Origin of the sequence: Polynucleobacter victoriensis (genome assembly GCF_900187875.1) — a bacterium.
GTDB classification, from domain to species: Bacteria; Pseudomonadota; Gammaproteobacteria; order Burkholderiales; family Burkholderiaceae; genus Polynucleobacter; species Polynucleobacter victoriensis.
This window is the reverse complement of the sequence record NZ_FYEX01000001.1, coordinates 622,999-643,258: the sequence shown is the minus strand read 5'-3', so window position 1 is coordinate 643,258 and position 20,260 is coordinate 622,999. Positions and strand designations below refer to the sequence as shown.

19 protein-coding genes are annotated in these 20,260 nt (G+C 46.1%); 13 read left to right on the top strand and 6 right to left on the bottom strand.

Going from position 1 to position 20,260, the window contains the following annotated elements; genetic code table 11:
* Positions 1 to 5: 5 nt before the first annotated feature.
* Both CFR83_RS03340 and pyrF read right to left on the bottom strand, forming a co-directional pair.
* Positions 6 to 551, bottom strand: coding sequence for a phosphatidylglycerophosphatase A family protein (locus CFR83_RS03340; protein ID WP_088812556.1), 546 nt, complete (start codon positions 549 to 551; stop codon positions 6 to 8).
* A 20-nt stretch (positions 552 to 571) separates the two neighbouring features.
* Positions 572 to 1,423: an orotidine-5'-phosphate decarboxylase gene (gene pyrF / locus CFR83_RS03335; RefSeq protein WP_088812555.1), complete on the bottom strand. Its 852-nt coding sequence runs from the start codon at positions 1,421 to 1,423 to the stop codon at positions 572 to 574.
* Positions 1,424 to 1,587: 164 nt separating this feature from the next.
* Between pyrF and corA the strand changes: the two genes are divergently transcribed.
* The gene (gene corA, locus CFR83_RS03330) at positions 1,588 to 2,553 is read left to right on the top strand and encodes a magnesium/cobalt transporter CorA (protein ID WP_088812554.1); all 966 of its coding nucleotides are present in this window, start codon (positions 1,588 to 1,590) and stop codon (positions 2,551 to 2,553) included.
* A gap of 61 nt (positions 2,554 to 2,614) precedes the next feature.
* Here the strand turns inward: corA and thiL are convergent, their stop codons facing one another.
* Positions 2,615 to 3,646 carry a thiamine-phosphate kinase gene (gene thiL / locus CFR83_RS03325; protein WP_088812553.1) on the bottom strand — a complete coding sequence of 344 codons (1,032 nt, stop codon included), beginning with the start codon at positions 3,644 to 3,646 and terminating at the stop codon, positions 2,615 to 2,617.
* Positions 3,647 to 3,825: 179 nt separating this feature from the next.
* Between thiL and CFR83_RS03320 the strand changes: the two genes are divergently transcribed.
* The gene (locus CFR83_RS03320; protein WP_088812552.1) at positions 3,826 to 6,147 is read left to right on the top strand and encodes an NADP-dependent malic enzyme; all 2,322 of its coding nucleotides are present in this window, start codon (positions 3,826 to 3,828) and stop codon (positions 6,145 to 6,147) included.
* A gap of 126 nt (positions 6,148 to 6,273) precedes the next feature.
* On the top strand, positions 6,274 to 6,816 hold the full coding sequence (locus tag CFR83_RS03315; protein ID WP_088812551.1) for a barstar family protein: 543 nt from the start codon (positions 6,274 to 6,276) through the stop codon (positions 6,814 to 6,816).
* Between the two features lie 173 nt (positions 6,817 to 6,989).
* On the opposite strand, the gene CFR83_RS03310 is transcribed toward CFR83_RS03315, so the two are convergent.
* Positions 6,990 to 7,742 carry a 16S rRNA (uracil(1498)-N(3))-methyltransferase gene (locus tag CFR83_RS03310; protein WP_088813183.1) on the bottom strand — a complete coding sequence of 251 codons (753 nt, stop codon included), beginning with the start codon at positions 7,740 to 7,742 and terminating at the stop codon, positions 6,990 to 6,992.
* Between the two features lie 120 nt (positions 7,743 to 7,862).
* Here CFR83_RS03310 and tkt point away from each other — a divergent pair, with 120 nt between their 5' ends.
* Complete coding sequence (gene tkt / locus CFR83_RS03305) at positions 7,863 to 9,842, top strand: transketolase (RefSeq protein WP_088812550.1); 1,980 nt, start codon at positions 7,863 to 7,865, stop codon at positions 9,840 to 9,842.
* Positions 9,843 to 9,887: 45 nt separating this feature from the next.
* Positions 9,888 to 10,901: a type I glyceraldehyde-3-phosphate dehydrogenase gene (gene gap / locus CFR83_RS03300; RefSeq protein ID WP_088812549.1), complete on the top strand. Its 1,014-nt coding sequence runs from the start codon at positions 9,888 to 9,890 to the stop codon at positions 10,899 to 10,901.
* Between the two features lie 76 nt (positions 10,902 to 10,977).
* On the opposite strand, the gene fur is transcribed toward gap, so the two are convergent.
* The gene (gene fur / locus CFR83_RS03295; RefSeq protein WP_088812548.1) at positions 10,978 to 11,433 is read right to left on the bottom strand and encodes a ferric iron uptake transcriptional regulator; all 456 of its coding nucleotides are present in this window, start codon (positions 11,431 to 11,433) and stop codon (positions 10,978 to 10,980) included.
* 37 nt (positions 11,434 to 11,470) lie between these two features.
* Here fur and CFR83_RS03290 point away from each other — a divergent pair, with 37 nt between their 5' ends.
* From CFR83_RS03290 to holA, 5 genes are all read left to right on the top strand, one after another.
* The gene (locus CFR83_RS03290) at positions 11,471 to 12,025 is read left to right on the top strand and encodes an outer membrane protein assembly factor BamE (RefSeq protein WP_243383333.1); all 555 of its coding nucleotides are present in this window, start codon (positions 11,471 to 11,473) and stop codon (positions 12,023 to 12,025) included.
* 35 nt (positions 12,026 to 12,060) lie between these two features.
* Positions 12,061 to 12,870, top strand: a complete 810-nt coding sequence (gene dapB / locus CFR83_RS03285) for a 4-hydroxy-tetrahydrodipicolinate reductase (RefSeq protein WP_088813181.1) — start codon at positions 12,061 to 12,063, stop codon at positions 12,868 to 12,870.
* A gap of 62 nt (positions 12,871 to 12,932) precedes the next feature.
* On the top strand, positions 12,933 to 15,581 hold the full coding sequence (gene leuS / locus CFR83_RS03280) for a leucine--tRNA ligase (RefSeq protein ID WP_088812547.1): 2,649 nt from the start codon (positions 12,933 to 12,935) through the stop codon (positions 15,579 to 15,581).
* A 45-nt stretch (positions 15,582 to 15,626) separates the two neighbouring features.
* Positions 15,627 to 16,208, top strand: a complete 582-nt coding sequence (locus CFR83_RS03275; protein ID WP_088812546.1) for an LPS-assembly lipoprotein LptE — start codon at positions 15,627 to 15,629, stop codon at positions 16,206 to 16,208.
* 2 nt (positions 16,209 to 16,210) lie between these two features.
* The gene (holA, locus tag CFR83_RS03270; RefSeq protein WP_207758561.1) at positions 16,211 to 17,296 is read left to right on the top strand and encodes a DNA polymerase III subunit delta; all 1,086 of its coding nucleotides are present in this window, start codon (positions 16,211 to 16,213) and stop codon (positions 17,294 to 17,296) included.
* Between the two features lie 4 nt (positions 17,297 to 17,300).
* On the opposite strand, the gene CFR83_RS03265 is transcribed toward holA, so the two are convergent.
* Positions 17,301 to 17,858 (bottom strand): 5'-methylthioadenosine/S-adenosylhomocysteine nucleosidase family protein, encoded by a 558-nt coding sequence (locus CFR83_RS03265; RefSeq protein WP_088812544.1) that lies wholly within the window; start codon positions 17,856 to 17,858, stop codon positions 17,301 to 17,303.
* Positions 17,859 to 17,870: 12 nt separating this feature from the next.
* Between CFR83_RS03265 and CFR83_RS03260 the strand changes: the two genes are divergently transcribed.
* The 3 genes from CFR83_RS03260 (at position 17,871) to CFR83_RS03250 (ending at position 20,249) form a co-directional block, all read left to right on the top strand.
* The gene (locus tag CFR83_RS03260) at positions 17,871 to 18,389 is read left to right on the top strand and encodes an adenine phosphoribosyltransferase (RefSeq protein ID WP_088812543.1); all 519 of its coding nucleotides are present in this window, start codon (positions 17,871 to 17,873) and stop codon (positions 18,387 to 18,389) included.
* 44 nt (positions 18,390 to 18,433) lie between these two features.
* Positions 18,434 to 19,729, top strand: coding sequence for a glutamate-5-semialdehyde dehydrogenase (locus tag CFR83_RS03255; RefSeq protein WP_088813180.1), 1,296 nt, complete (start codon positions 18,434 to 18,436; stop codon positions 19,727 to 19,729).
* A gap of 73 nt (positions 19,730 to 19,802) precedes the next feature.
* Positions 19,803 to 20,249 (top strand): CopD family protein, encoded by a 447-nt coding sequence (locus CFR83_RS03250; RefSeq protein ID WP_243383331.1) that lies wholly within the window; start codon positions 19,803 to 19,805, stop codon positions 20,247 to 20,249.
* Positions 20,250 to 20,260: the final 11 nt, after the last annotated feature.

Sequence of the window (20,260 nt, the reverse complement as noted above, 5' to 3'; positions counted from 1 at the left end):
AATTATTACCCCAGACGAGAGGCAATCGCAATCATGAATAGCGTTGCCACAGCTGCGGCAATGTCATCAATCATCACGCCAAAACCACGTACTACCCATGACGGAATTTTTTTTGGTTGATCTAAGCGTTCAACACTGGGTTGCCATGTTTTGAAGTAGCGATCAATCGATTTGATGGGACCAGGTTTAACAGCATCAAAAAATCTAAATAACAAAAATGCGCCGAGTTGCCCCCAAATATCTGTTGGCATCACCATGAACAGAATCAGCCAAAAAGCTATGAACTCATCCCAAACAATGCCACCATGATCAGGCACACCTAATTCTTCGCCTACCTTGCCACAAATCCAAATGCCAGCGACTGCACCTAATCCAATCACCCAAGCAATCACATGACCATCTAATAAAGCTTGTAGTACCAAATAGATGGCCCACGCATACAAAGTACCAACAGTGCCAGGAGCCTTGATGGATAAGCCAGAGCCAAAGCCAAATGCTAGAGCTCTTTCAGGTCTTGCCCAAATCCAAGATGATTGAGGAATGATTTTCATTAAATCAGTGAATGACTTCTTTAAGCCTTGGCTGCGCGTAGTGCATCGCGTGTCGCAATCGCTACTTGTCTAGCAGCATCCGCAAATTTACTATCTTGGCTCGCATACAAAATAGCTCGAGACGAGTTGATGATCATGCCCGTTCCTGGTGAACCGTGAACGGTACCAGCCTTAACAGTTGATGGAATATCGCCCCCTTGAGCACCAATACCTGGAATGAGCAAAGGCATCTCACCAACGATTGCTCGTACCTTGGCAATCTCATCGGGGAAGGTGGCGCCTACCACCAAGCCCAATTGACCAGTTTTATTCCAACGACTTGCAGCTAAGCGAGCCACACGTTGGTAGAGCTGTTCCTTTGCTGCATTGTCTGGTTCATTAACTTCTAAAAACTGCAAATCTGATCCGCCTGGATTCGAGGTGCGGCACAAAACAATCACACCTTTATCGGCATACTTTAAGTAGGGCTCAATTGAATCAAATCCCATGTATGGGTTCACTGTGACGGCGTCGGCTTTGTAGCGCTCGAAGGCTTCGATAGCATATTGCTGAGCCGTACTACCGATATCTCCACGCTTAGAGTCCAAAATCACCGGCACTTGTGGATGCTGGCGATGAATATGGTCAATTAGTTGCTCTAACTGATCTTCTGCCCCTTGAGACGCGAAATAAGCAATCTGAGGTTTAAATGCACAGACCAAATCAGCTGTGGCATCCACGATTTCTCGACAAAAAGCCAATATGGCGCCGCCTTTACCTTTGATTGAGGCTGGAAACTGCTTAGGGTCTGGGTCTAGGCCCACGCACAGCATGCTGTCTTGGGTAGACCAGGCATTGGCAAGTTGTTCAGTAAATAAAGGACGCGTTTTCATCGGTATTTCATCAATCTTTCATCTAATCTCGTTAATATCTCACGAAAATTGCCAGAGAATTTAACAGGATGCTTTAGTTTTCTCAGACTATAGGATAAACTCCGCGAACCCCTGTGGCTAACTCCTCAACATAAATAGTTGAAAAACAAGATCGGAGCCCCGGCATGATCAACCTATTCGTACTACAAAAAGGTCGCCTAGCCCAGGAGCAGGTCGATGACCGTCAAGAACTACTTGAACACCATAACCCTATTTGGATTGATGTTGTTGATCCTGAAGAAGAAGAACTTCAGTGGATCAAAGAGGCTTTTGGCGTATCACTTCCTGAGCTTGAAGATTTAGGTGACTTAGAAGCTTCTGCCCGTTATTTCGAGGCGGATGATGGCCATTTGCACATTCGTACGGACTTCATCTTGGATGATGATGAAAACTCACGTAACGTGCGAGTTGCTTTCGTATTGACTGACAACATCCTGTTCTCGATACATGAGCAGGACTTACCTGTATTCCGCTTGGTTCGCTTGCGTGCACGTTTGCGCCCTGGTTCTGTGCGCAACGCAAAAGATGTTTTATTAGATCTCTATTCAACAGATGCTGAATATTCTGCAGATGCTTTGGAAGAGGTTTATGAAAATCTTGAAGAGGCTGGTAAGCGAGTTCTAACTCACAACGTTACTGATACCGATGCGGCGGGTGTTTTGGAAACTATTGCCAAAGAGGAAGACTTGAATGGTCGTATTCGTCGTAACGTGATGGATACACGCCGCGCTTTATCTTTCTTAATGCGCAGTAAGTTACTCTCAGATGAGCAGCAAGAAGAGGCACGTCAAATTTTGCGTGACATTGACTCCTTAGAAAATCACACGGCTTTCTTGTTCGATAAGATCAACTTCTTGATGGATGCAACCGTTGGTTTCATTAACATCAATCAGAATAAGATCATCAAGATCTTCTCGGTTGTGTCTGTGGCCTTAATGCCGCCAACACTCTTAGCAAGTATTTGGGGTATGAACTTTGACCATATGCCAGAACTACGCTCAACGATTGGTTACCCATTTGCAATTTGCATGATGTTGGTATCTGCTTTCATTCCATTGGTGTACTTCCGCAAAAAAGGATGGATGAAGTAAGCGTTAATCAGATAAAAAGCAAAGATAAAAAAGCCTCTTGTTCAAACAAGAGGCTTTTTTGTTATTTGAAGTGATCAAATGATTTGAGGTACTGTGCGCTTAGGTTGGGTGGCAAAGGATGTCCGTCGCCATCAATCAGAGTAATTAACTGTGTTGATGAAGAAGTAATTTTTCCAATCTTGGTTAAGGCAAGACCTAACTCTTTGGATAAATTATTGATTGCGGCAGACTTTTCGGTAGAAGCGGTAAAGCAAAGTTCGTAGTCATCACCGCCCGATAATTTGCACAGGCGTTGAAGCTCTAATGACTTGCTATTTAAAACATCAGAGCCAGGTACCTGATCAATTAGAACCTCTGCTGACACTTTGGATTGAAGCAGTATGTGAGATAAATCACCTAACAAACCATCAGAAATATCAATCGCAGCATGAGCAATACCTAAGAGCTTTTGACTTAATTCAACGCGAGGTGTTGGGGCATGCATGCGAGCAGACACCACGTTGAATTCCTCGGTGCTGAGTGGCCATTCCAATCGAAGTGACCCGAGAGCCAGGCGAGCATCACCTATTTGGTGAGAGACCCAAATGTCATCACCCACTTGTGCTTTGTGGCGGGCGAGTGCCTCGCTACCAGACACTCGACCAAATACAGTGATGCTGATTGTGAGAGGTCCAGCGGTGGTGTCGCCGCCAATTAGTGGGCATTGATGCTGATTGGCTAAATCAAAAAGACCATTGGAAAAAGCTTCTAACCACGCAGCTTTTACTTCTGGCATGGCAATCGCCAAGGTAAATCCGAGTGGGCGTGCACCCATGGCAGCCAAGTCAGAGAGGTTCACGGCTAAGCATTTATGACCCAGTAAATAAGGATCGGCATTGGGTAAAAAATGTCGACCTTCTACCAACATGTCGGTACTGATGGCTAAATCTTTCAAGCCGCTGGTATTCAAAGACTTTTCTAAACCAATTAAGGCGCAGTCATCCCCAATACCTAGATGGATTTCGGGGTGATTCTTTAATTGTTGATTGGCGCGATTTTTGAAAAATCGTTCAATCAGATCAAATTCACCGAGTGGTTTTGCAGAATCAGTCATGGCTTTATTGTAGGGTCAAAATACTCATTTGCATCATGGCTATATTTAAGAAATCGTCCGAGTTTCTTGAAGAGGAATAGAATCTAGGGACAAATTAACAAAAATAGCAAACTAACCACGAGACACTAACGAGATACAACTAAAACATCTTCACTTGTGAAGGTTGAAAGAACTATCCAATGACATCAGCAAAAAATATTAAAAACTCTAGTGATCAACAAAAAGAAGCATTGCGCAAAGCAGCTCTCGAGTATCACGAGTTTCCAACGCCGGGCAAGATTGCAATTGCTCCTACCAAACAACTTACTAACCAGCGAGATCTAGCTTTAGCTTATTCACCAGGCGTTGCAGCTGCCTGTGAAGAAATCGTAGCCGATCCAGCCAACGCTTTTCGTTACACCTCGCGCGGTAATTTGGTGGGTGTGGTCACCAACGGTACAGCTGTTCTTGGTTTAGGTGACATCGGACCATTGGCCAGTAAGCCAGTGATGGAAGGTAAGGGCGTTCTATTTAAAAAGTTTGCAGGCATCGATGTATTTGACATTGAGATCAATGAAAAAGATCCGGACAAGTTAATTGAAATTATTGCCTCGATGGAGCCGACATTCGGCGGCATTAACTTAGAAGACATTAAAGCACCTGACTGTTTTTATATTGAGCGCAAGTTGCGCGAGCGCATGAAGATTCCAGTCTTCCATGATGACCAACACGGCACAGCGATTGTGGTGGGTGCGGCCATCATGAACGGTTTGAAGGTGGTTGGTAAAGATCTTAAGAAAGTTAAATTAGTTACTTCTGGTGCTGGCGCTGCTGCTTTGGCCTGTCTAGATCTTTTGGTTGATTTGGGCATGCCCATTGAAAACATTTGGGTCACAGACTTGGCCGGTGTGGTGTACAAGGGTCGTAAAGAGTTAATGGATCCTGATAAAGAGCCATTTGCCAAAGACACGCCACAGCGCACCTTGGCTGAAGTGATTGATGGCGCTGATGTGTTCTTAGGTTTATCTGCTGGTGGAGTATTAAAGCCAGAGATGGTGGCAAAGATGGCAGCAAAACCTTTGGTATTTGCCTTGGCCAATCCAACCCCAGAAATCTTGCCTGAGGAAGTGAAGGCGGTACGTGATGATGCGATCATCGCCACAGGTCGTACAGACTATCCCAACCAAGTAAATAACGTTTTGTGCTTCCCATTCATTTTCCGTGGTGCATTGGATGTGGGCGCTACAACGATTACGCGCGAGATGGAAATTGCTGCTGTGAACGCGGTGGCTGATTTGGCGCAGGTGGAGCAAAGTGATGTGGTGGCATCTGCTTATGGTGCAAGTAACTTATCGTTTGGTCCAGAGTATTTGATTCCGAAACCATTTGATCCTCGTTTGATTGCCATCATTGCTCCTGCTGTCGCTAGAGCGGCGATGGATTCTGGTGTGGCCACTCGCCCAATTAAAGATTTCACGGCATACAAAGATCAGTTGCAACAATTTGTCTACCACTCAGGCACTTTGATGAAGCCATTGTTCTCTGTGGCTAAAAAAGTGCCGATGTCTAAAAAGCGCATTGTGTTCTCCGAAGGTGAGGACGAGCGCGTACTGCGTGCCGTTCAAGTGCTTATCGATGAAAAGATTGCTAATCCAATTTTGATTGGCCGTCCTGCAGTGATTGCCCGTCGTGTGGAACGTTTTGGTTTGCGCATGAACCCTGGTGTGGATGTGGATGTATGTAACCCAGAGTTTGATGAGCGCTATCGTGACTACTGGCAAACCTACCATCGCTTAACTGAGCGTAAAGGAGTAACAGAATCGTATGCTCGTTTAGAGGTGCGTCGTCGTAATACCTTGATCGGTTCATTGATGGTATTAAAAGGTGAAGCTGATGGCTTAATTTGTGGCACGATTGGTCAGACTGGCGCTCACTTACATTACATCGATCAAGTGATTGGTCATGAAGAGGGCGCTAAAACTTATGGCGCGATGAACGCGTTGGTATTGCCGGGTCGCCAGGTATTCTTGGTAGATACACACATCAACGTTGATCCCAGTGCTGAACAGTTGGCTGAGTTAACTATTTTGGCTGCTAAAGAATTGCGTGCGATGGGCATTGAGCCGAAAGTCGCTTTGTTGTCACACTCTAACTTTGGTTCTAGCAATGCACCGTCTGCGCAAAAAATGCGTGAGACCCTCAGAATTTTGAAAGAAATTGCGCCAGACATGAAAGTCGATGGCGAAATGCATGGCGACTGTGCTTTGGATGAGGCGATTCGTAAAAACATCATGCCTGATTCCACATTGACTGGCGATGCCAACTTATTGGTGTTGCCAAACATTGATGCGGCGAATATTTCTTATAACTTGCTAAAAACTGCTGCTGGTAACGGTATTGCGATTGGCCCGATCTTGTTGGGTGCTGCAAAACCAGTGCATATTCTCACTCCGTCAGCGACACCTCGCCGGATCGTGAACATGACAACACTAGCTGTAGTAGAAGCAGCGCAACAGAAATAGACCCTAAAAACTATATGTGAGCAAACGCTCACATATTTATTTTTATATACAAAACAATGGCTTAGTAAAAATAAGCCATTGCGTCACTTGTCTTTGGGGGACAAAAAGGGTACTCTACACCCCATTATGACGATCAATATTTCAGAAAATAACCTCTATGGCCAGTCCGTTCTGGGTAATCTGAACTCGTCTGTCGCTAATACAGGGGTTTCTGGCCCTAAATCGACTTCGACATGGCGTACTGCTTTAGCAGCTCGCGAAGCAGGCCCTACAGCCGCTTTACGCGCTGTTCGCACCAATATTGTTCAGTCTATTCGTGCATTTAGAACGGTTGACTTGCAAGAAGCTGCGAGTGAGTTGGGTCAGCACTTTATTTACGCTAGTTGCGCACATGCAATTACTAAGTCTGAAGTGTTAGAAGCGATTGGTAATGGCTTTTACTTCCCAAGACAGCAGGCTAAGAACTTTGATAACTTATTGGATTCATTGACAACTTTGATCGATCGCTCAGGCCCTCAGCCTGGTTTTGTGATTGTTCTGGAAGGTTTGCCTTGCACACACAAGTTTGACAAAGAAGCGCGCGAAACACTCTTGGACGTGTTCCGTGATGCAGTTGAGTTTTGGGCAGATCGTCGCGTATCGTGCCGTATTTTTTACTCTTTTGCCTGAAAATATCGCTAAAAAACATTAAAAGTTGTTAACTTGATTAATTAAATTTAGTTAACGCCATTAAAAAAGCCGCTAAATACAAAGCGGCTTTTTTTAATTCCAAGGGCAGGATAAATTAACCATGAATCTCAACTAAGCAATCAGTTAAAAGAGTCTAAATGTAGTTAAATATCTCAAAATTGATTCCAAATCGTATGAATTGTCGCTAAAGCGACAATTCCTGCTGTCTCGGTGCGTAAAATTCTGTGACCCATTGATACCGGTACAAACCCAGCACGCTTGGCCTGTTCTTCTTCAGAGTCGGTTAAACCACCCTCCGGCCCAATCAAAATCATGAGAGCCTGAGGTGTGCAGCGCTTCAGAACACTCAAGATGGTGCTATCGGCTCTGGGGGAGAGCATTAAGCGCAAGGCATTGTCATGAGGGTTGAGGCTAGATAGCCAAAGCGGTAAGTTTTGTACAGGAGCCAAGCTTGGTAATACCGTGCGACCTGATTGCTCGGAGGCGGCCACTAAGATGCCTTCCCAGTGCGTGGCTTTCTTAGCGGCTCTCTCACCGTCTAGTCGAACCACGGATCGTTCTGTGTGTAGCGGGATCACTTCTGAGATGCCTAACTCCACTGATTTTTCAATCAACCAGTCCATCTTGTCACTGCTGGCCATCCCTTGGGCCAAGGTGATCGGACTTTTAGTTTCGGTGCGCAGATTTTCAGAGACCTCGGACAAACGTACGGCTGCTGATTTTTTATCCATGGCGACCAAACAAGCATTGGCGGTCATTCCTTTGCCATCAAATACCTGAAAGCTTTCTCCAACTTGGATTCTGCGGACCCGTAAATGATGGGCTAGTTTGACGTCCAAAATCAGCTCATCGCTGATGTCAACGCCAGGTTTAGGCCAGGGGCCAGGGAGATAAAAATGGGACATAAAACAATCATAAGGGATGTGGCGCCAATGATAAAATGTTGAGCTTTGAGGGATCGGGACTTTTTTGGCAATAAATGCTGAAAAATGGCTTAAATCCAAAAACAAGCCGCAGGGAAAATAATGTCGTCTAAGCAAAAAAATATGGCTAACGCAATTCGTGCATTAGCTATGGATGCAGTTCAGCAAGCTAATTCTGGTCATCCAGGTATGCCAATGGGTATGGCTGAAATTGCAGTAGGTCTCTGGGGTGAACATCTCAAACACAATCCTAAAAATCCATTGTGGATGAATCGTGATCGTTTTGTTTTATCGAATGGTCACGGCTCTATGTTGTTGTATGCGTTATTGCATTTGACGGGCTACGACTTGCCGATGCAAGAGTTGAAAAATTTCCGTCAGTTGCACAGTAAAACTGCGGGGCATCCTGAGTACGGTATTACGCCTGGTGTAGAAACTACAACCGGCCCATTGGGTCAAGGTATTACTAATGCTGTGGGCATGGCCTTGGCAGAAAAACTTCTTGCACAAGAATTCAATAAACCAGGTCTAGAGATTATTGATCATCACACCTATGTATTTTTAGGCGATGGTTGTTTGATGGAAGGTGTGAGTCATGAAGCTTGTTCATTGGCTGGCACACTCAAGCTCAATAAATTAATTGCTCTTTGGGATGACAACGGCATTTCAATTGATGGCAAGGTGGTGAATTGGTTTGCTGAAGACACGCCTAAACGTTTTGAGGCCTATGGCTGGAACGTGATTCGTAATGTGAACGGTCATGATGCAGATGCAGTGGCCGAAGCCATTGCACAAGCAAAGAAGAGCGATAAGCCGACATTCATTTGTTGCAAAACATCGATTGGCCAAGGTTCACCGAACTTGGCTGGCACAGACAAAGTTCACGGCGCGCCGTTGGGTGCTGCTGAGATCGCAGCGACGCGCGCAGCGATTGGTTGGGAGCATGCACCATTTGTTATTCCGGAAGATGTTTACAAGGCTTGGGATGCAACTGTTAAGGGTTCAAATTTAGAGAGCGACTGGAATAGTCAGTTTGGTGCTTATCGCGCTAAATATCCGCAAGAGGCTAAAGAGTTGGTGCGACGCATGGCTGGTGAGTTACCAGGCAACTTTGAGCAAACAGTGGATGCTTATCTAAGCAAGTGCGCAGAAAAGGCAGAAACAATTGCAACGCGTAAAGCCAGCCAAAATGCGATTGAAGCGTTGGCGCCGGCCTTGCCAGAGTTCATGGGTGGTTCTGCTGACTTAACTGGTTCTAACTTGACTAATTGGTCAACCTGCAAAGCAGTGCGTGGAGACCAGTGGGGTAACCACATTAACTACGGTGTGCGTGAGTTTGGTATGAGCGCCATCATGAACGGCATTGCCTTGCATGGCGGTTACATTCCATTTGGTGCGACCTTCTTGACCTTCTCGGACTACAGCCGTAATGCCTTGCGCATGGCAGCCTTGATGAAGATCCGCAGTATCTTTGTGTTCACGCATGACTCAATTGGTTTGGGTGAAGACGGTCCAACGCATCAGTCTGTGGAGCATGTGGCGAGTTTGCGTTTAATACCGAACATGGACGTGTGGCGTCCTTGTGACACCACAGAAAGTGCTGTGGCATGGGCGTCTGCTGTTAAGCGCAAGAATGGCCCATCTAGTTTGATCTTCAGTCGTCAAAACTGTCCATTTGTAAAACGTGATGCCAAACAGGTGCAAGCGATTTACAAAGGTGGTTACGTGATGCGAGACGCTAAAAATGCACAAGCTGTCTTAATCGCCACGGGTTCAGAAATTGCGATTGCTTTAGAAACTGCTGAGTTACTCAGCAAAGAAGGTATTGCAGTCAGAATCGTTTCGATGCCAGCAACCACTGTATTTGATCAACAAAGCAAGGCGTACAAAGATTCAGTATTGCCAGCAGGTTTGCCACGCATTGCAATTGAAGCGGGTGTGACAGATTACTGGTGGAAGTATGGCTGTGCAGCGGTGCATGGCGTGGATACCTTTGGTGAGTCTGCGCCTGCGGGAGTGCTCTACAAGCACTTTGGCTTAACGGCTGAGTCTGTTGCAAAAACAGTCCGTCAATGCATTTAAATAAAAATAAACACTGAAACAGAATTTATATAGAGGGAGTTGTTCATGACAATCAAAGTAGCTATTAACGGTTATGGTCGTATTGGTCGTATGGTTGTTCGCGCTATTTATGAAGAAAAGCGTGATGACATCAAAGTGGTAGCGATCAATGGTTTGGGTGGTATTGATATCAATGCGCACTTGACTCAATATGATTCTGCGCACGGCAGATTCCCAGGTACTGTTGTGGTCGATGGCGATCACCTCGTGATTAATGGTGACCGCATCAAGATGTTCTCAACCCGCAACCCCCTAGAAACAAATTGGGGCGATTATGGCGTGGACGTGGTGTTGGAGTGTTCAGGCGCTTTCACATCCAAAGAAAAAGCCATGGTGCACATTCAGCAGGGCGCCAAGAAAGTTGTGATTTCTGCCCCTGGTGAAAAAGACGTGGATGCCACTATTGTGTATGGCGTGAACCATCAGGTTCTCAAAGCTAGCGATCAAGTAATCTCTAACGCGAGCTGCACAACCAACTGTTTGGCTCCAGCAGTAAAACCATTGTTGGAATCAATTGGTATTGAATCTGGTTTGATGACAACGATTCATGCGTACACGAACGACCAAGTATTAACGGACGTATATCACAAGGATATGCGCCGCGCACGTTCAGCCACGATGAGCATGATCCCAACCAAGACGGGTGCTGCTAAGGCTGTTGGTTTGGTGTTGCCAGAGCTACAAGGTAAGTTTGATGGCTTTGCGATGCGCGTGCCAACAATCAACGTATCAGTGGTTGATTTGACATTCACACCATCCAAGGCAACCAGCGTTGAAGAAGTGAACGAGATCATCAAAAAAGCCAGCGAAGGTCAGCTCAAGGGCATCTTGGGCTACAACACCTTGCCATTGGTATCGGTGGACTTTAACCACGACCCACGCCCAAGTATTTTTGACAGCACACAAACACGTGTCTCAAAAGATGGCAAATTGGTAAAAATCTTGGCTTGGTACGACAACGAATGGGGCTACAGCTGCCAGATGTTGAATGCGACCAAGGCGTTGGTGCAAGCTAAGTAAATCAACATCAGTCACGGCTTGGCTGTGATGAATAAAAAACCCGCTGAGGCGGGTTTTTTATTGGGAAATATTTTTATTACTTGCTCTTTTTTCGCTTGGCGCAGTTCTTCTTGCTACAGGTGCCGTACAGCGCTAGTGCGTGGTCCACGATCTCAAATCCTAGGTTTTTAGCGATTTCTTGCTGGCGCTTCTCGATGGCAGGGTCCACAAACTCCTCAACGTGGCCACAGTCGACGCAAACGAGGTGATCGTGGTGATCCCCCTCATTGAGCTCAAAAATGGCCTTACCCTCGGCCTTGCCAGACTCAAAATGATTGCGTAAAAGTAGGCCAGCTTGCTCAAATTGGGTCAGAACGCGGTAGACTGTCGCTAGTCCGACATCCATGCCATCGGCAACCATGGCAAGATAGACGTCTTCGGCGCTGAAGTGCTTGTGGCGGTTCTGGTGAAAGAACTCCAAGATCTTCATCCGAGGGCCTGTAACCTTGAGACCCATGTCTCTTAAATTATTTGGAGATATTGTGTTTGTCATAGCGCTAAAATCAATTTTTCTCATGATACGGCTTACCATGCAAATCTGCTTAAAAAACCTTAAAAAAATCGCCAAATCAGGCTTTGTGGCTCTGTTTGTGGTGGGTTTAACCGCCTGCAGCGGCTTGACCACCTTTTCTGATGACTCTAAGAGCAAGTTGGGCAAGGTATTCAATCCCTACCGTCCAGACATGGTGCAGGGCAACTTTATTTCTAAGGAGCAATTGGAGCGCTTAAAGGTTGGTATGGACCGTGAAGAAGTCAAAGTGATTCTGGGTACTCCTTTACTAACCAGTGTGATGCACACCAATCGTTGGGATTATGTTTTTGCTTTCAAGCGTGGTGATACTCAATTGGTGGAGCAACGCCAGGTAACACTATTCTTTGAAAAAGAAGCGCTTGTAAAAATTGCAGCCGATGACCTACCAACAGAATACGAGTTGATTGCTGAGATTGATGGTATTAAAGGTGCTCGCCCTCAACGCAAGCCAGTTGCGAAGGAACTTGACAGCAAACACGCAGCACCAACTGTAGAAACAGTGCCAAATCCTACGCAAGGTGTTGGCATTCCTCGTGGTGACACCAGAAACTAATCAATAAAAATAATTCAGAGAAAAATATGACAAGTTTGAAATTTGCCATTGCAGGTGCTTCGGGTCGCATGGGGCGCATGTTGATTGAGACGGTTTTAAATACCCCTGATGCCCAACTCGTGGGTGCCTTGGATATTCCGGGCAGTCCCTACTTGGGCCAAGATCCGGCAGCTTTTTTAGGCAAAAGCACCGGCATCAAAATTACTGCCGATATCAAAGATGGTTTAAAGGGTGCTGATTTTTTAATTGACTTCACTCGTCCTGAGGGTACCTTGGCTCACCTAGAGGTGGCCAAAGAGATGGGCGTGAAGATGATCATTGGCACCACTGGTTTTACAGAAGAGCAAAAGGCAGCATTAAAAAAAGCCAGCGAAAAACTAGCCATTGTGTTTGCCCCCAACATGAGCGTGGGTGTCAACGCCACATTCAAGTTATTGGAAGTGGCTGCAAAGATTTTGAACCAAGGCTACGACATTGAAATCGTTGAGGCACACCACAAGCACAAAGTCGATGCGCCATCAGGCACAGCGATTGGCATGGGCGAGGTGATTGCTAAGGCTTTGGGTAAAGACCTCAAGGATTGCGCTGTGTACGCTAGAGAAGGTCATACAGGTGAGCGTGAAGCGGGCACCATTGGCTTTGCCACCATTCGTGGTGGCGATATCGTGGGCGATCACACAGTGATGTTCTGCGGTGACGGCGAGCGCATTGAGGTGACTCATAAGTCGGCCAGTCGCATGTCTTACGCACAAGGCTCTGTGAGAGCGGGTCGCTTTTTGGCAAATCAAACGAGCGGTCTATTTGATATGCAAGACGTGTTGGGTCTGAAAAACTTAGAGATCTAACGTCATCAACTGCCACTGATATCAGTTTTAAAAAATAATTTGAGAAATACAAAGGTCTTGTTTTGAGTTCAGAAGTAACAGTTAGTAAAGAATACGATCACCGCGCCATTGAAGCGGCGGCCAACGCGCACTGGAAGTCAGGCGATGTGTATCGCGTTGATGAAAATGCCAAAGATAGCAACGGCAAACCTAAGAAAAAATACTATGCCTGTTCGATGTTGCCTTATCCATCAGGTAAGTTGCACATGGGGCACGTGCGTAACTACACCATCAATGATGTGATGACCCGTCAGTTGCGCATGCAAGGCTATAACGTCTTAATGCCAATGGGTTGGGATGCGTTTGGTATGCCTGCGGAAAACGCTGCCTTGAACAACAATGTGCCGCCAGCAGCTTGGACCTACGACAACATCGCTTACATGAAAAAGCAAATGGATGCGATGGGCTTGGCGATTGATTGGTCGCGCGAAGTCACCACCTGCAAGCCAGAGTACTACCGTTGGAATCAATGGCTCTTTTTGAAGATGTTGGAAAAGGGTATTGCCTATCGCAAGACCCAAGTCGTGAACTGGGATCCCATTGATCAAACTGTATTGGCCAATGAGCAGGTAATTGATGGGCGTGGTTGGCGCTCAGGTGCATTGGTAGAGAAGCGCGAGATTCCTGGCTACTACTTGAACATCACGTCCTATGCTGAAGAGCTATTGAGTGGCCTAGAAGGTTTGGGTTGGCCTGAGCGTGTCAAGCTCATGCAGCAAAACTGGATTGGCAAGAGCTTTGGTGTGCGCTTTGCATTCACGCACGACATCAAAGATGCAGATGGTCAATTAATCCAAGACGGCAAGATGTATGTGTTCACCACGCGTGCAGACACCATCATGGGCGTCACCTTCTGCGCAGTGGCTGCTGAGCATCCATTGGCTACGTATGCAGCAAAAACAAACTCTGCTCTAGCTGCCTTCATTGAGAAGTGCAAGCAGGGCAGTGTGATCGAAGCCGATTTGGCCACCCAAGAAAAAGAGGGTATGCCGACTGGCTTGAAGGTCAAGCATCCTCTAACTGGTGAAGAGGTTGAAGTATGGGTTGGTAACTACGTGTTGATGACCTACGGCGATGGCGCTGTGATGGGTGTGCCTGCCCACGATGAGCGTGACTTTGCCTTTGCATTGAAATACAAGATTGCAATCAAGCAAGTGATGGCAATCGCCAACCAAGAATTCAACGCTACGGCTTGGCAAGATTGGTATGCTGATAAAGAAACTGTTAAAGCTGTTAACAGTGGCAAATATGATGGACTTGGTCACGCAGATGCAGTGCAAGCAGTTGCCAAAGACATTGCAGCACTGGGTCTTGGTGAAATGAAAACCACCTACCGCTTAAGAGACTGGGGTATTTCTCGTCAGCGTTATTGGGGTACACCGATTCCAATCATTCATTGTGAGTCTTGTGGTGAAGTGCCCGTTCCAGAAAAAGATTTGCCGGTGGTGTTGCCAGAAGATTGTGTGCCAGATGGTTCTGGTAATCCGCTCAATAAACGCGAAGACTTTTTAAGCTGCACCTGCCCAAGCTGTGGCAAGCCAGCGCGTCGCGAAACCGACACGATGGATACTTTTGTCGACTCCAGTTGGTACTTCATGCGCTACACATCACCAGGTGCTAATAGCATGGTGGATGCGCGTAATGACTACTGGATGCCAATGGATCAGTACATCGGCGGCATTGAGCATGCGATCCTTCACTTGTTGTACGCACGTTTTTGGACCAAGGTCATGCGTGACTTGGGTCTTGTGAAGTTTGATGAGCCCTTTAGCAACTTGCTCACGCAAGGCATGGTGCTGAATGACACGTATTACATTGATGAGCCGAACGGTCGCAAGACTTGGGTGAATCCAGATGATGTTGCCGTAGAAACAGATGACAAAGGTCGACCTATCTCAGCCAAACACAAAGCCACTGGTCAAGCAGTGCAAATTGGTGGCGTGGAGAAAATGGCTAAGAGTAAGAACAACGGTATTGATCCACAGTCTTTGATTGATCAATATGGAGCTGATACGGCGCGTTTGTTCACAATGTTTGCTGCTCCTCCTGAGCAGCAACTAGAGTGGTCTAGCTCGGGCGTCGAGGGGGCTTCACGTTTCTTACGCAGGTTGTGGGTCTACGGAGCAACGCACGCGGCGACTATTCAGTCAGCTGCGCCTAACTTGCCTGCAGTATTGAGTGATGCTGATCAGGCTTTGCGTTTGGAAATCCATGGCGTCTTAAAGCAAGCGAACTTTGACTATCAACGCAAGCAATACAACACTGTGGTTTCTGCCACGATGAAGATGTTGAATGCACTTGAGCAAGCTAAAACAGTGAGCCCAGAAGTGCGTCGTGAAACTTTCGGCATTTTGTTGCGCGTACTCTATCCAGTCGTGCCCCATATTACTTTCTCTTTGTGGAATACGGCTGGCTACCAAACTCAGTTGGGTGACCTTCTTGATGCGCCATGGCCAGAGGTGGATGAGTCAGCTCTAGTTCAAAATGAAATCACTTTGATGATTCAGGTGAACGGTAAATTGAGAGGTCAAGTCTTGGTGCCAGTGGATGCAGATAAAGCGACCATTGAGTCCTTGGCTTTGGCCAGTGAGTCAGCGCAAAAGGCGATGGCTGGCGCACCGGCTAAAAAGGTCATTATTGTGCCGGGTCGCTTGGTCAACATTGTGATCTAGTGAGAACTTCAAGAAGAGTTTTGAAATAGCGCACAATAGCCATATATGAAAAAAATCATGACCACCAATCACAAGTTCTCGAGTAAACGCCGAGACTCTTTGCTTGGGGGTTTAGCAATTTTTTCATTGGCCACTTTGAGTGCCTGTGGTTGGAGAGTCAGAGGCAAGATTGATTTGCCTTACACGAATATTTTCCTTAGTGGCGCGATGACGCCAGAGTTTCGAGATACTCTGGAGATGTATTTGAAGGTCAATGACATTAATTTGGTCAAAAGCGTTAAGGAAGCAGATTTGGTTTTAGAGATCATCACTGAACAAAATGCTAAGCAGGTACTTTCATATAACGGTTCTGGCCAAATCACGGCGTACCGAATTATTAGCAGAATTGCTTTTCGTGCTTTTAATCCAGATGGAATTGAGTTGATGCCTGAGGCAGATATTTATCTGACGCGCGACATTGATTTTAATCAGGCAAATATTCAATCATTTGATTTATTGGTGGCCGAGTTTGTCAAGACCATGCGTGTTGATATTGTGAATCAATTGATGCGTCGCTTATCCGCTATCAAGAAGTTGCCTGGTAAAAATTCCTCAAAAACAACAACTTCTAAAGAAGATCAACGTTAATCATCATGTTGAAGGCTGATGCTTTCGAAGCGCATTTGGCGCAGGCCAAAAAAAATGGCCCACACCCCCTTTATGTTTTAACTGGTGATGAACCTTTATTGGTGATGGAGCTGCAAGACCAGTTAAGGGCCATGGTGATTGCTCACGGTCACACAGAGCGTGAAGTGATGGTTCAAGAAAAAGGCTTTGACTGGTCGTCTCTCATGAATGCTGGTCAAACCATGTCTTTGTTTGGGGATAAGCGCTACGTCGAGTTGCGTATGCCCACCGGCAAGCCTGGCAGGGACGGCGCAGATGCGATTAAACAATTTTGTGCCCAAATACAAGCGCAGGTAACAGCCAAAGATCCTGTGGATACAGTGACTTGTATTTTTTTACCCAGGGTAGATTTTCAGACACAAAAATCTGCCTGGTTCACCGCCTTGGATGAAGCTGGAGTAGCAGTCAGAATTGATCCAATTGATCGCACTCACTTACCTAACTGGATTGCGCAACGCTTAAAAAAACAACAGCAACATGTTGAGCCTGGTGAAGCTGGTCAACGAGCCCTGCAGTTCATGGCTAATCAAATTGAAGGTAACTTGATCGCCGCTCACCAAGAAGTGCAAAAGTTAGGATTACTCTACCCAGAAGGTGTTTTGACTGAAGACAACATTCGTGACGCCGTACTCAATGTGGCAAGGTACGACGTCTTTCAGTTGACCGAATCATTGTTAGCTGGCGATCTTGCGCGCTTTAATCGCATGGTCGATGGCTTGCAAGGTGAAGGTGAGCCCTTGGTCTTAATTTTGTGGTCAGTGACTGAGGAGGTCAGGTTGCTGAATCGCTTGCGTCAGGGGGTGGATCAAGGTGACAACCTATCCATGCTCATGAAAATGAATCGGGTGTGGGGTAATAAGGAGCGATTGATTCCACAGGCGCTGCAAAGACTCAATACGGATCGTTTACAAAAAGCGCTCACGGTCTTGAGTGGACTTGATAAGCAATCCAAGGGACTACAAATTCGTAAAGGTGATGGCCCTGTCTTAGAAAAACTACCGAGTGAACCTTGGGATGGTTTGAGGATGTTGGGTCGATTGTTTGCTTAAACAATCAAACCAATTTAGACAACTCTTCTAAAAATAGCTGTTCACCCGCATTCATTTTTTCTTGCCAGTGATCGCCTGAATCTTCATTCGCATCATCGGTGATGTATTTGAATGAGAGCCATGGAATTTGATGATGATTCGCTACTGCTGCGATGGCAAACAATTCCATATCCACCACATCCACTTGCTGCTGAATCAACCAATTGTCTTGTGAAGTGACAAAACTATCACCAGTGCCACAAGTGTAGATGCCAGCCTCAGAAAAATATTCGGAAGGCTTCTTACAAAAAGGAGTTGTGCCACGAGGTGCTAATGGCTCGGTTTGCATGTCACGTTGCAGTACTTTTTTGATCGGAAGAAGTCCGTGTAACTCAGGATTAATTTTTCCAACGGTACCAAAGTTGATGATGGTCTTGGGTTTAAACTTCTGTATGGCCTCAAGCGTTGCAATGGTGGCATTCACTTTACCCACCCCAGAGTAAACAATGGGAATGTCCTTTGGAATCTTGCTGGGATCTAGTTCGCCTTCTAGCGCTGTGATAATGACGTATGAATGATGCATAGGAATGCTCGAATGAATTTATTAGATTATCTACCAGTGGTACCTGATTTTCCAAAGCCTGGAATCATGTTCCGAGATATATCCCCATTATTGGCCAATGCTGCTGCTTTTAAAGAAGCGACGCATCAGTTGGCTCAAATATCTCAGGATCTTGAGTTCACACATCTCCTAGGTATTGAATCCAGAGGTTTTATTTTTGGTGCGGCGTTGGCGAATGAGTTATCCAAACCCCTCATCCTTGCTAGAAAACCCAATAAGCTACCCTTGGATGTACATCAAGAAAGCTATGGTTTGGAGTACGGCACTGATTTACTGGAGATGCAGAAAACCATTCTGCCAACAGACGCCAAAGTGTTGTTGATTGATGATGTTTTGGCCACTGGCGGGACTTTATTGGCATCAGCCAAGCTCGTCGAAAAATCGGGAGCTACGGTGGCGGGAGCCATCACACTCTTGGAAATTAGTTTTTTAGCGGGAATGCAAAAACTTGCTAATCAGGGGGTTGTAGCCAAATCGGTGCTACAGATATAGGCTAAAGGGTGCCTGCAGAGCATATTTCCTTTAAAGTAATGCCTATGAGCACTCAAAACAACACCAATACTGACGCGATTGCCTTGATGAAGGCGATTGGTCAAAAAGCACGCCTAGCCTCTCGCGCCATGGCGAAAGCTTCTACGGCTTCCAAAAACGAAGCCTTGATTCATTTGGCAGACTTGGTTAGAAAGAATGCTGAATCACTAAAAGCGACAAATGCTAAAGATGTGGAGCGTGCCAAGGCCAATGGCCAAGATGCTGCGTTTATTGATCGTTTAACGCTCACAGATAAAACAATTGCCACCATGGCCGAAGGCTTGGAGCAAATTGCCAAGCTCGCAGATCCAATTGGTGAGATGAGCAATATTCGAAAAATGCCATCAGGCATTCAGGTTGGTCAAATGCGTGTGCCTCTGGGGGTGATTGGCATCATCTATGAGTCACGTCCAAATGTCACCATTGATGCAGCAGCTCTGTGCCTAAAGTCTGGAAACGCGACGATTTTGCGTGGGGGCTCTGAAGCGATAGATTCCAACACAGCGCTTGCAAAGTTAATTCAAGAGAGTTTGGCGGCCGCTGGTTTGCCATCTGATGCTGTGCAAGTGGTTGAAACCACTGACCGCGCTGCGGTGGGTGCCATGATCACCATGAATGAGTACATCGATGTGATCGTGCCACGCGGTGGCAAGAGCTTGATTGAGCGCTTGATGAATGATGCACGTGTGCCAATGATTAAGCACTTGGATGGTATTTGTCATACCTACATTGATGTGCTGGCAGATCCTGCCAAAGCAATCAAGGTGTGCGATAACGCCAAGACGCAACGTTACGCTCCATGCAACACCATGGAAACTCTATTGGTGCATGAGGTAGCAATTAAAGAATCTTTATTACCTTTGTGCAAAATTTATCAAGACAAGGGTGTGGAGTTGCGCGTTTGTAAAAAAACAAAACAAGCGCTTGAAGCTAATGGCATTAAGAACTTAGTGGATGCGACTGAAGAAGATTGGTCAACTGAGTATTTGGCTCCAATCCTATCCATTAAAACAGTCAGCAACATGGATGAGGCGATTGATCACATCAATCGCTACGGCAGTCATCACACGGATTGCATCATCACTGAAGATTACTCTGCAGGCATGCGCTTCTTGCGTGAAGTGGATAGTGCCAGTGTGATGATCAATGCGAGCTCTCGTTTTGCAGATGGCTTTGAATATGGCTTAGGTGCTGAGATTGGTATTTCAAATGACAAGTTGCATGCCAGAGGCCCAGTTGGTTTGGAAGGTCTCACCTCGATGAAGTACATCGTGTTTGGTCAGGGTGAAGTGCGCACTTAAAGCAAGCCAAGTCTGTGAAGTAACAATAAGTTCGAACAATTAGTGGCAATGTAAACCTAAAGGGATGGTTGAGATGACAGAAGTAATGAGCAGTGCGTATTTGTATGTGAAAGCCTTTCACATCTTGTTTGTGGCCTCTTGGTTTGCGGGTTTGTTTTATCTGCCACGCATCTTTGTGAACATGGCTCAAGAAACCAACCCACAAGCGCTTGAACGTCTCTTGGGTATGTCGCATCGCTTGTACCGTTTCATGACGATTTTGATGATTCCGGCACTGATCTTAGGCCTCATTCTTTGGCTATATTACGGTGTGGGTAAAGGACCTAATTCAGGCTGGATGCACGCTAAGTTGACGCTCGTATTTATTTTGTTGGGCTATCACCACGCCTGTGGGTCGATTCATAAGAAGTTTAAGGCGGGCATTAATCAGCGCTCCCATATTTGGTACCGCTGGTTCAACGAGTTGCCGGTGGTGATCTTTTTGATTGTCAGCATCTTAGTGGTTGTAAAACCTTTTTAATCCATCTATTC

Bases quoted from the DNA above. Each gene is read 5' to 3' on its own strand.
- CFR83_RS03340 (WP_088812556.1), bottom strand. From the start codon at position 551: ATGAAAATCATTCCTCAATCATCTTGGATTTGGGCAAGACCTGAAAGA.
- pyrF (WP_088812555.1), bottom strand. From the start codon at position 1,423: ATGAAAACGCGTCCTTTATTTACTGAACAACTTGCCAATGCCTGGTCT.
- corA (WP_088812554.1), top strand. From the start codon at position 1,588: ATGATCAACCTATTCGTACTACAAAAAGGTCGCCTAGCCCAGGAGCAG.
- thiL (WP_088812553.1), bottom strand. From the start codon at position 3,646: ATGACTGATTCTGCAAAACCACTCGGTGAATTTGATCTGATTGAACGA.
- CFR83_RS03320 (WP_088812552.1), top strand. From the start codon at position 3,826: ATGACATCAGCAAAAAATATTAAAAACTCTAGTGATCAACAAAAAGAA.
- CFR83_RS03315 (WP_088812551.1), top strand. From the start codon at position 6,274: ATGACGATCAATATTTCAGAAAATAACCTCTATGGCCAGTCCGTTCTG.
- CFR83_RS03310 (WP_088813183.1), bottom strand. From the start codon at position 7,742: ATGTCCCATTTTTATCTCCCTGGCCCCTGGCCTAAACCTGGCGTTGAC.
- tkt (WP_088812550.1), top strand. From the start codon at position 7,863: ATGTCGTCTAAGCAAAAAAATATGGCTAACGCAATTCGTGCATTAGCT.
- gap (WP_088812549.1), top strand. From the start codon at position 9,888: ATGACAATCAAAGTAGCTATTAACGGTTATGGTCGTATTGGTCGTATG.
- fur (WP_088812548.1), bottom strand. From the start codon at position 11,433: ATGACAAACACAATATCTCCAAATAATTTAAGAGACATGGGTCTCAAG.
- CFR83_RS03290 (WP_243383333.1), top strand. From the start codon at position 11,471: ATGCAAATCTGCTTAAAAAACCTTAAAAAAATCGCCAAATCAGGCTTT.
- CFR83_RS03275 (WP_088812546.1), top strand. From the start codon at position 15,627: ATGAAAAAAATCATGACCACCAATCACAAGTTCTCGAGTAAACGCCGA.
- CFR83_RS03265 (WP_088812544.1), bottom strand. From the start codon at position 17,858: ATGCATCATTCATACGTCATTATCACAGCGCTAGAAGGCGAACTAGAT.
- CFR83_RS03260 (WP_088812543.1), top strand. From the start codon at position 17,871: ATGAATTTATTAGATTATCTACCAGTGGTACCTGATTTTCCAAAGCCT.
- CFR83_RS03255 (WP_088813180.1), top strand. From the start codon at position 18,434: ATGAGCACTCAAAACAACACCAATACTGACGCGATTGCCTTGATGAAG.
- CFR83_RS03250 (WP_243383331.1), top strand. From the start codon at position 19,803: ATGACAGAAGTAATGAGCAGTGCGTATTTGTATGTGAAAGCCTTTCAC.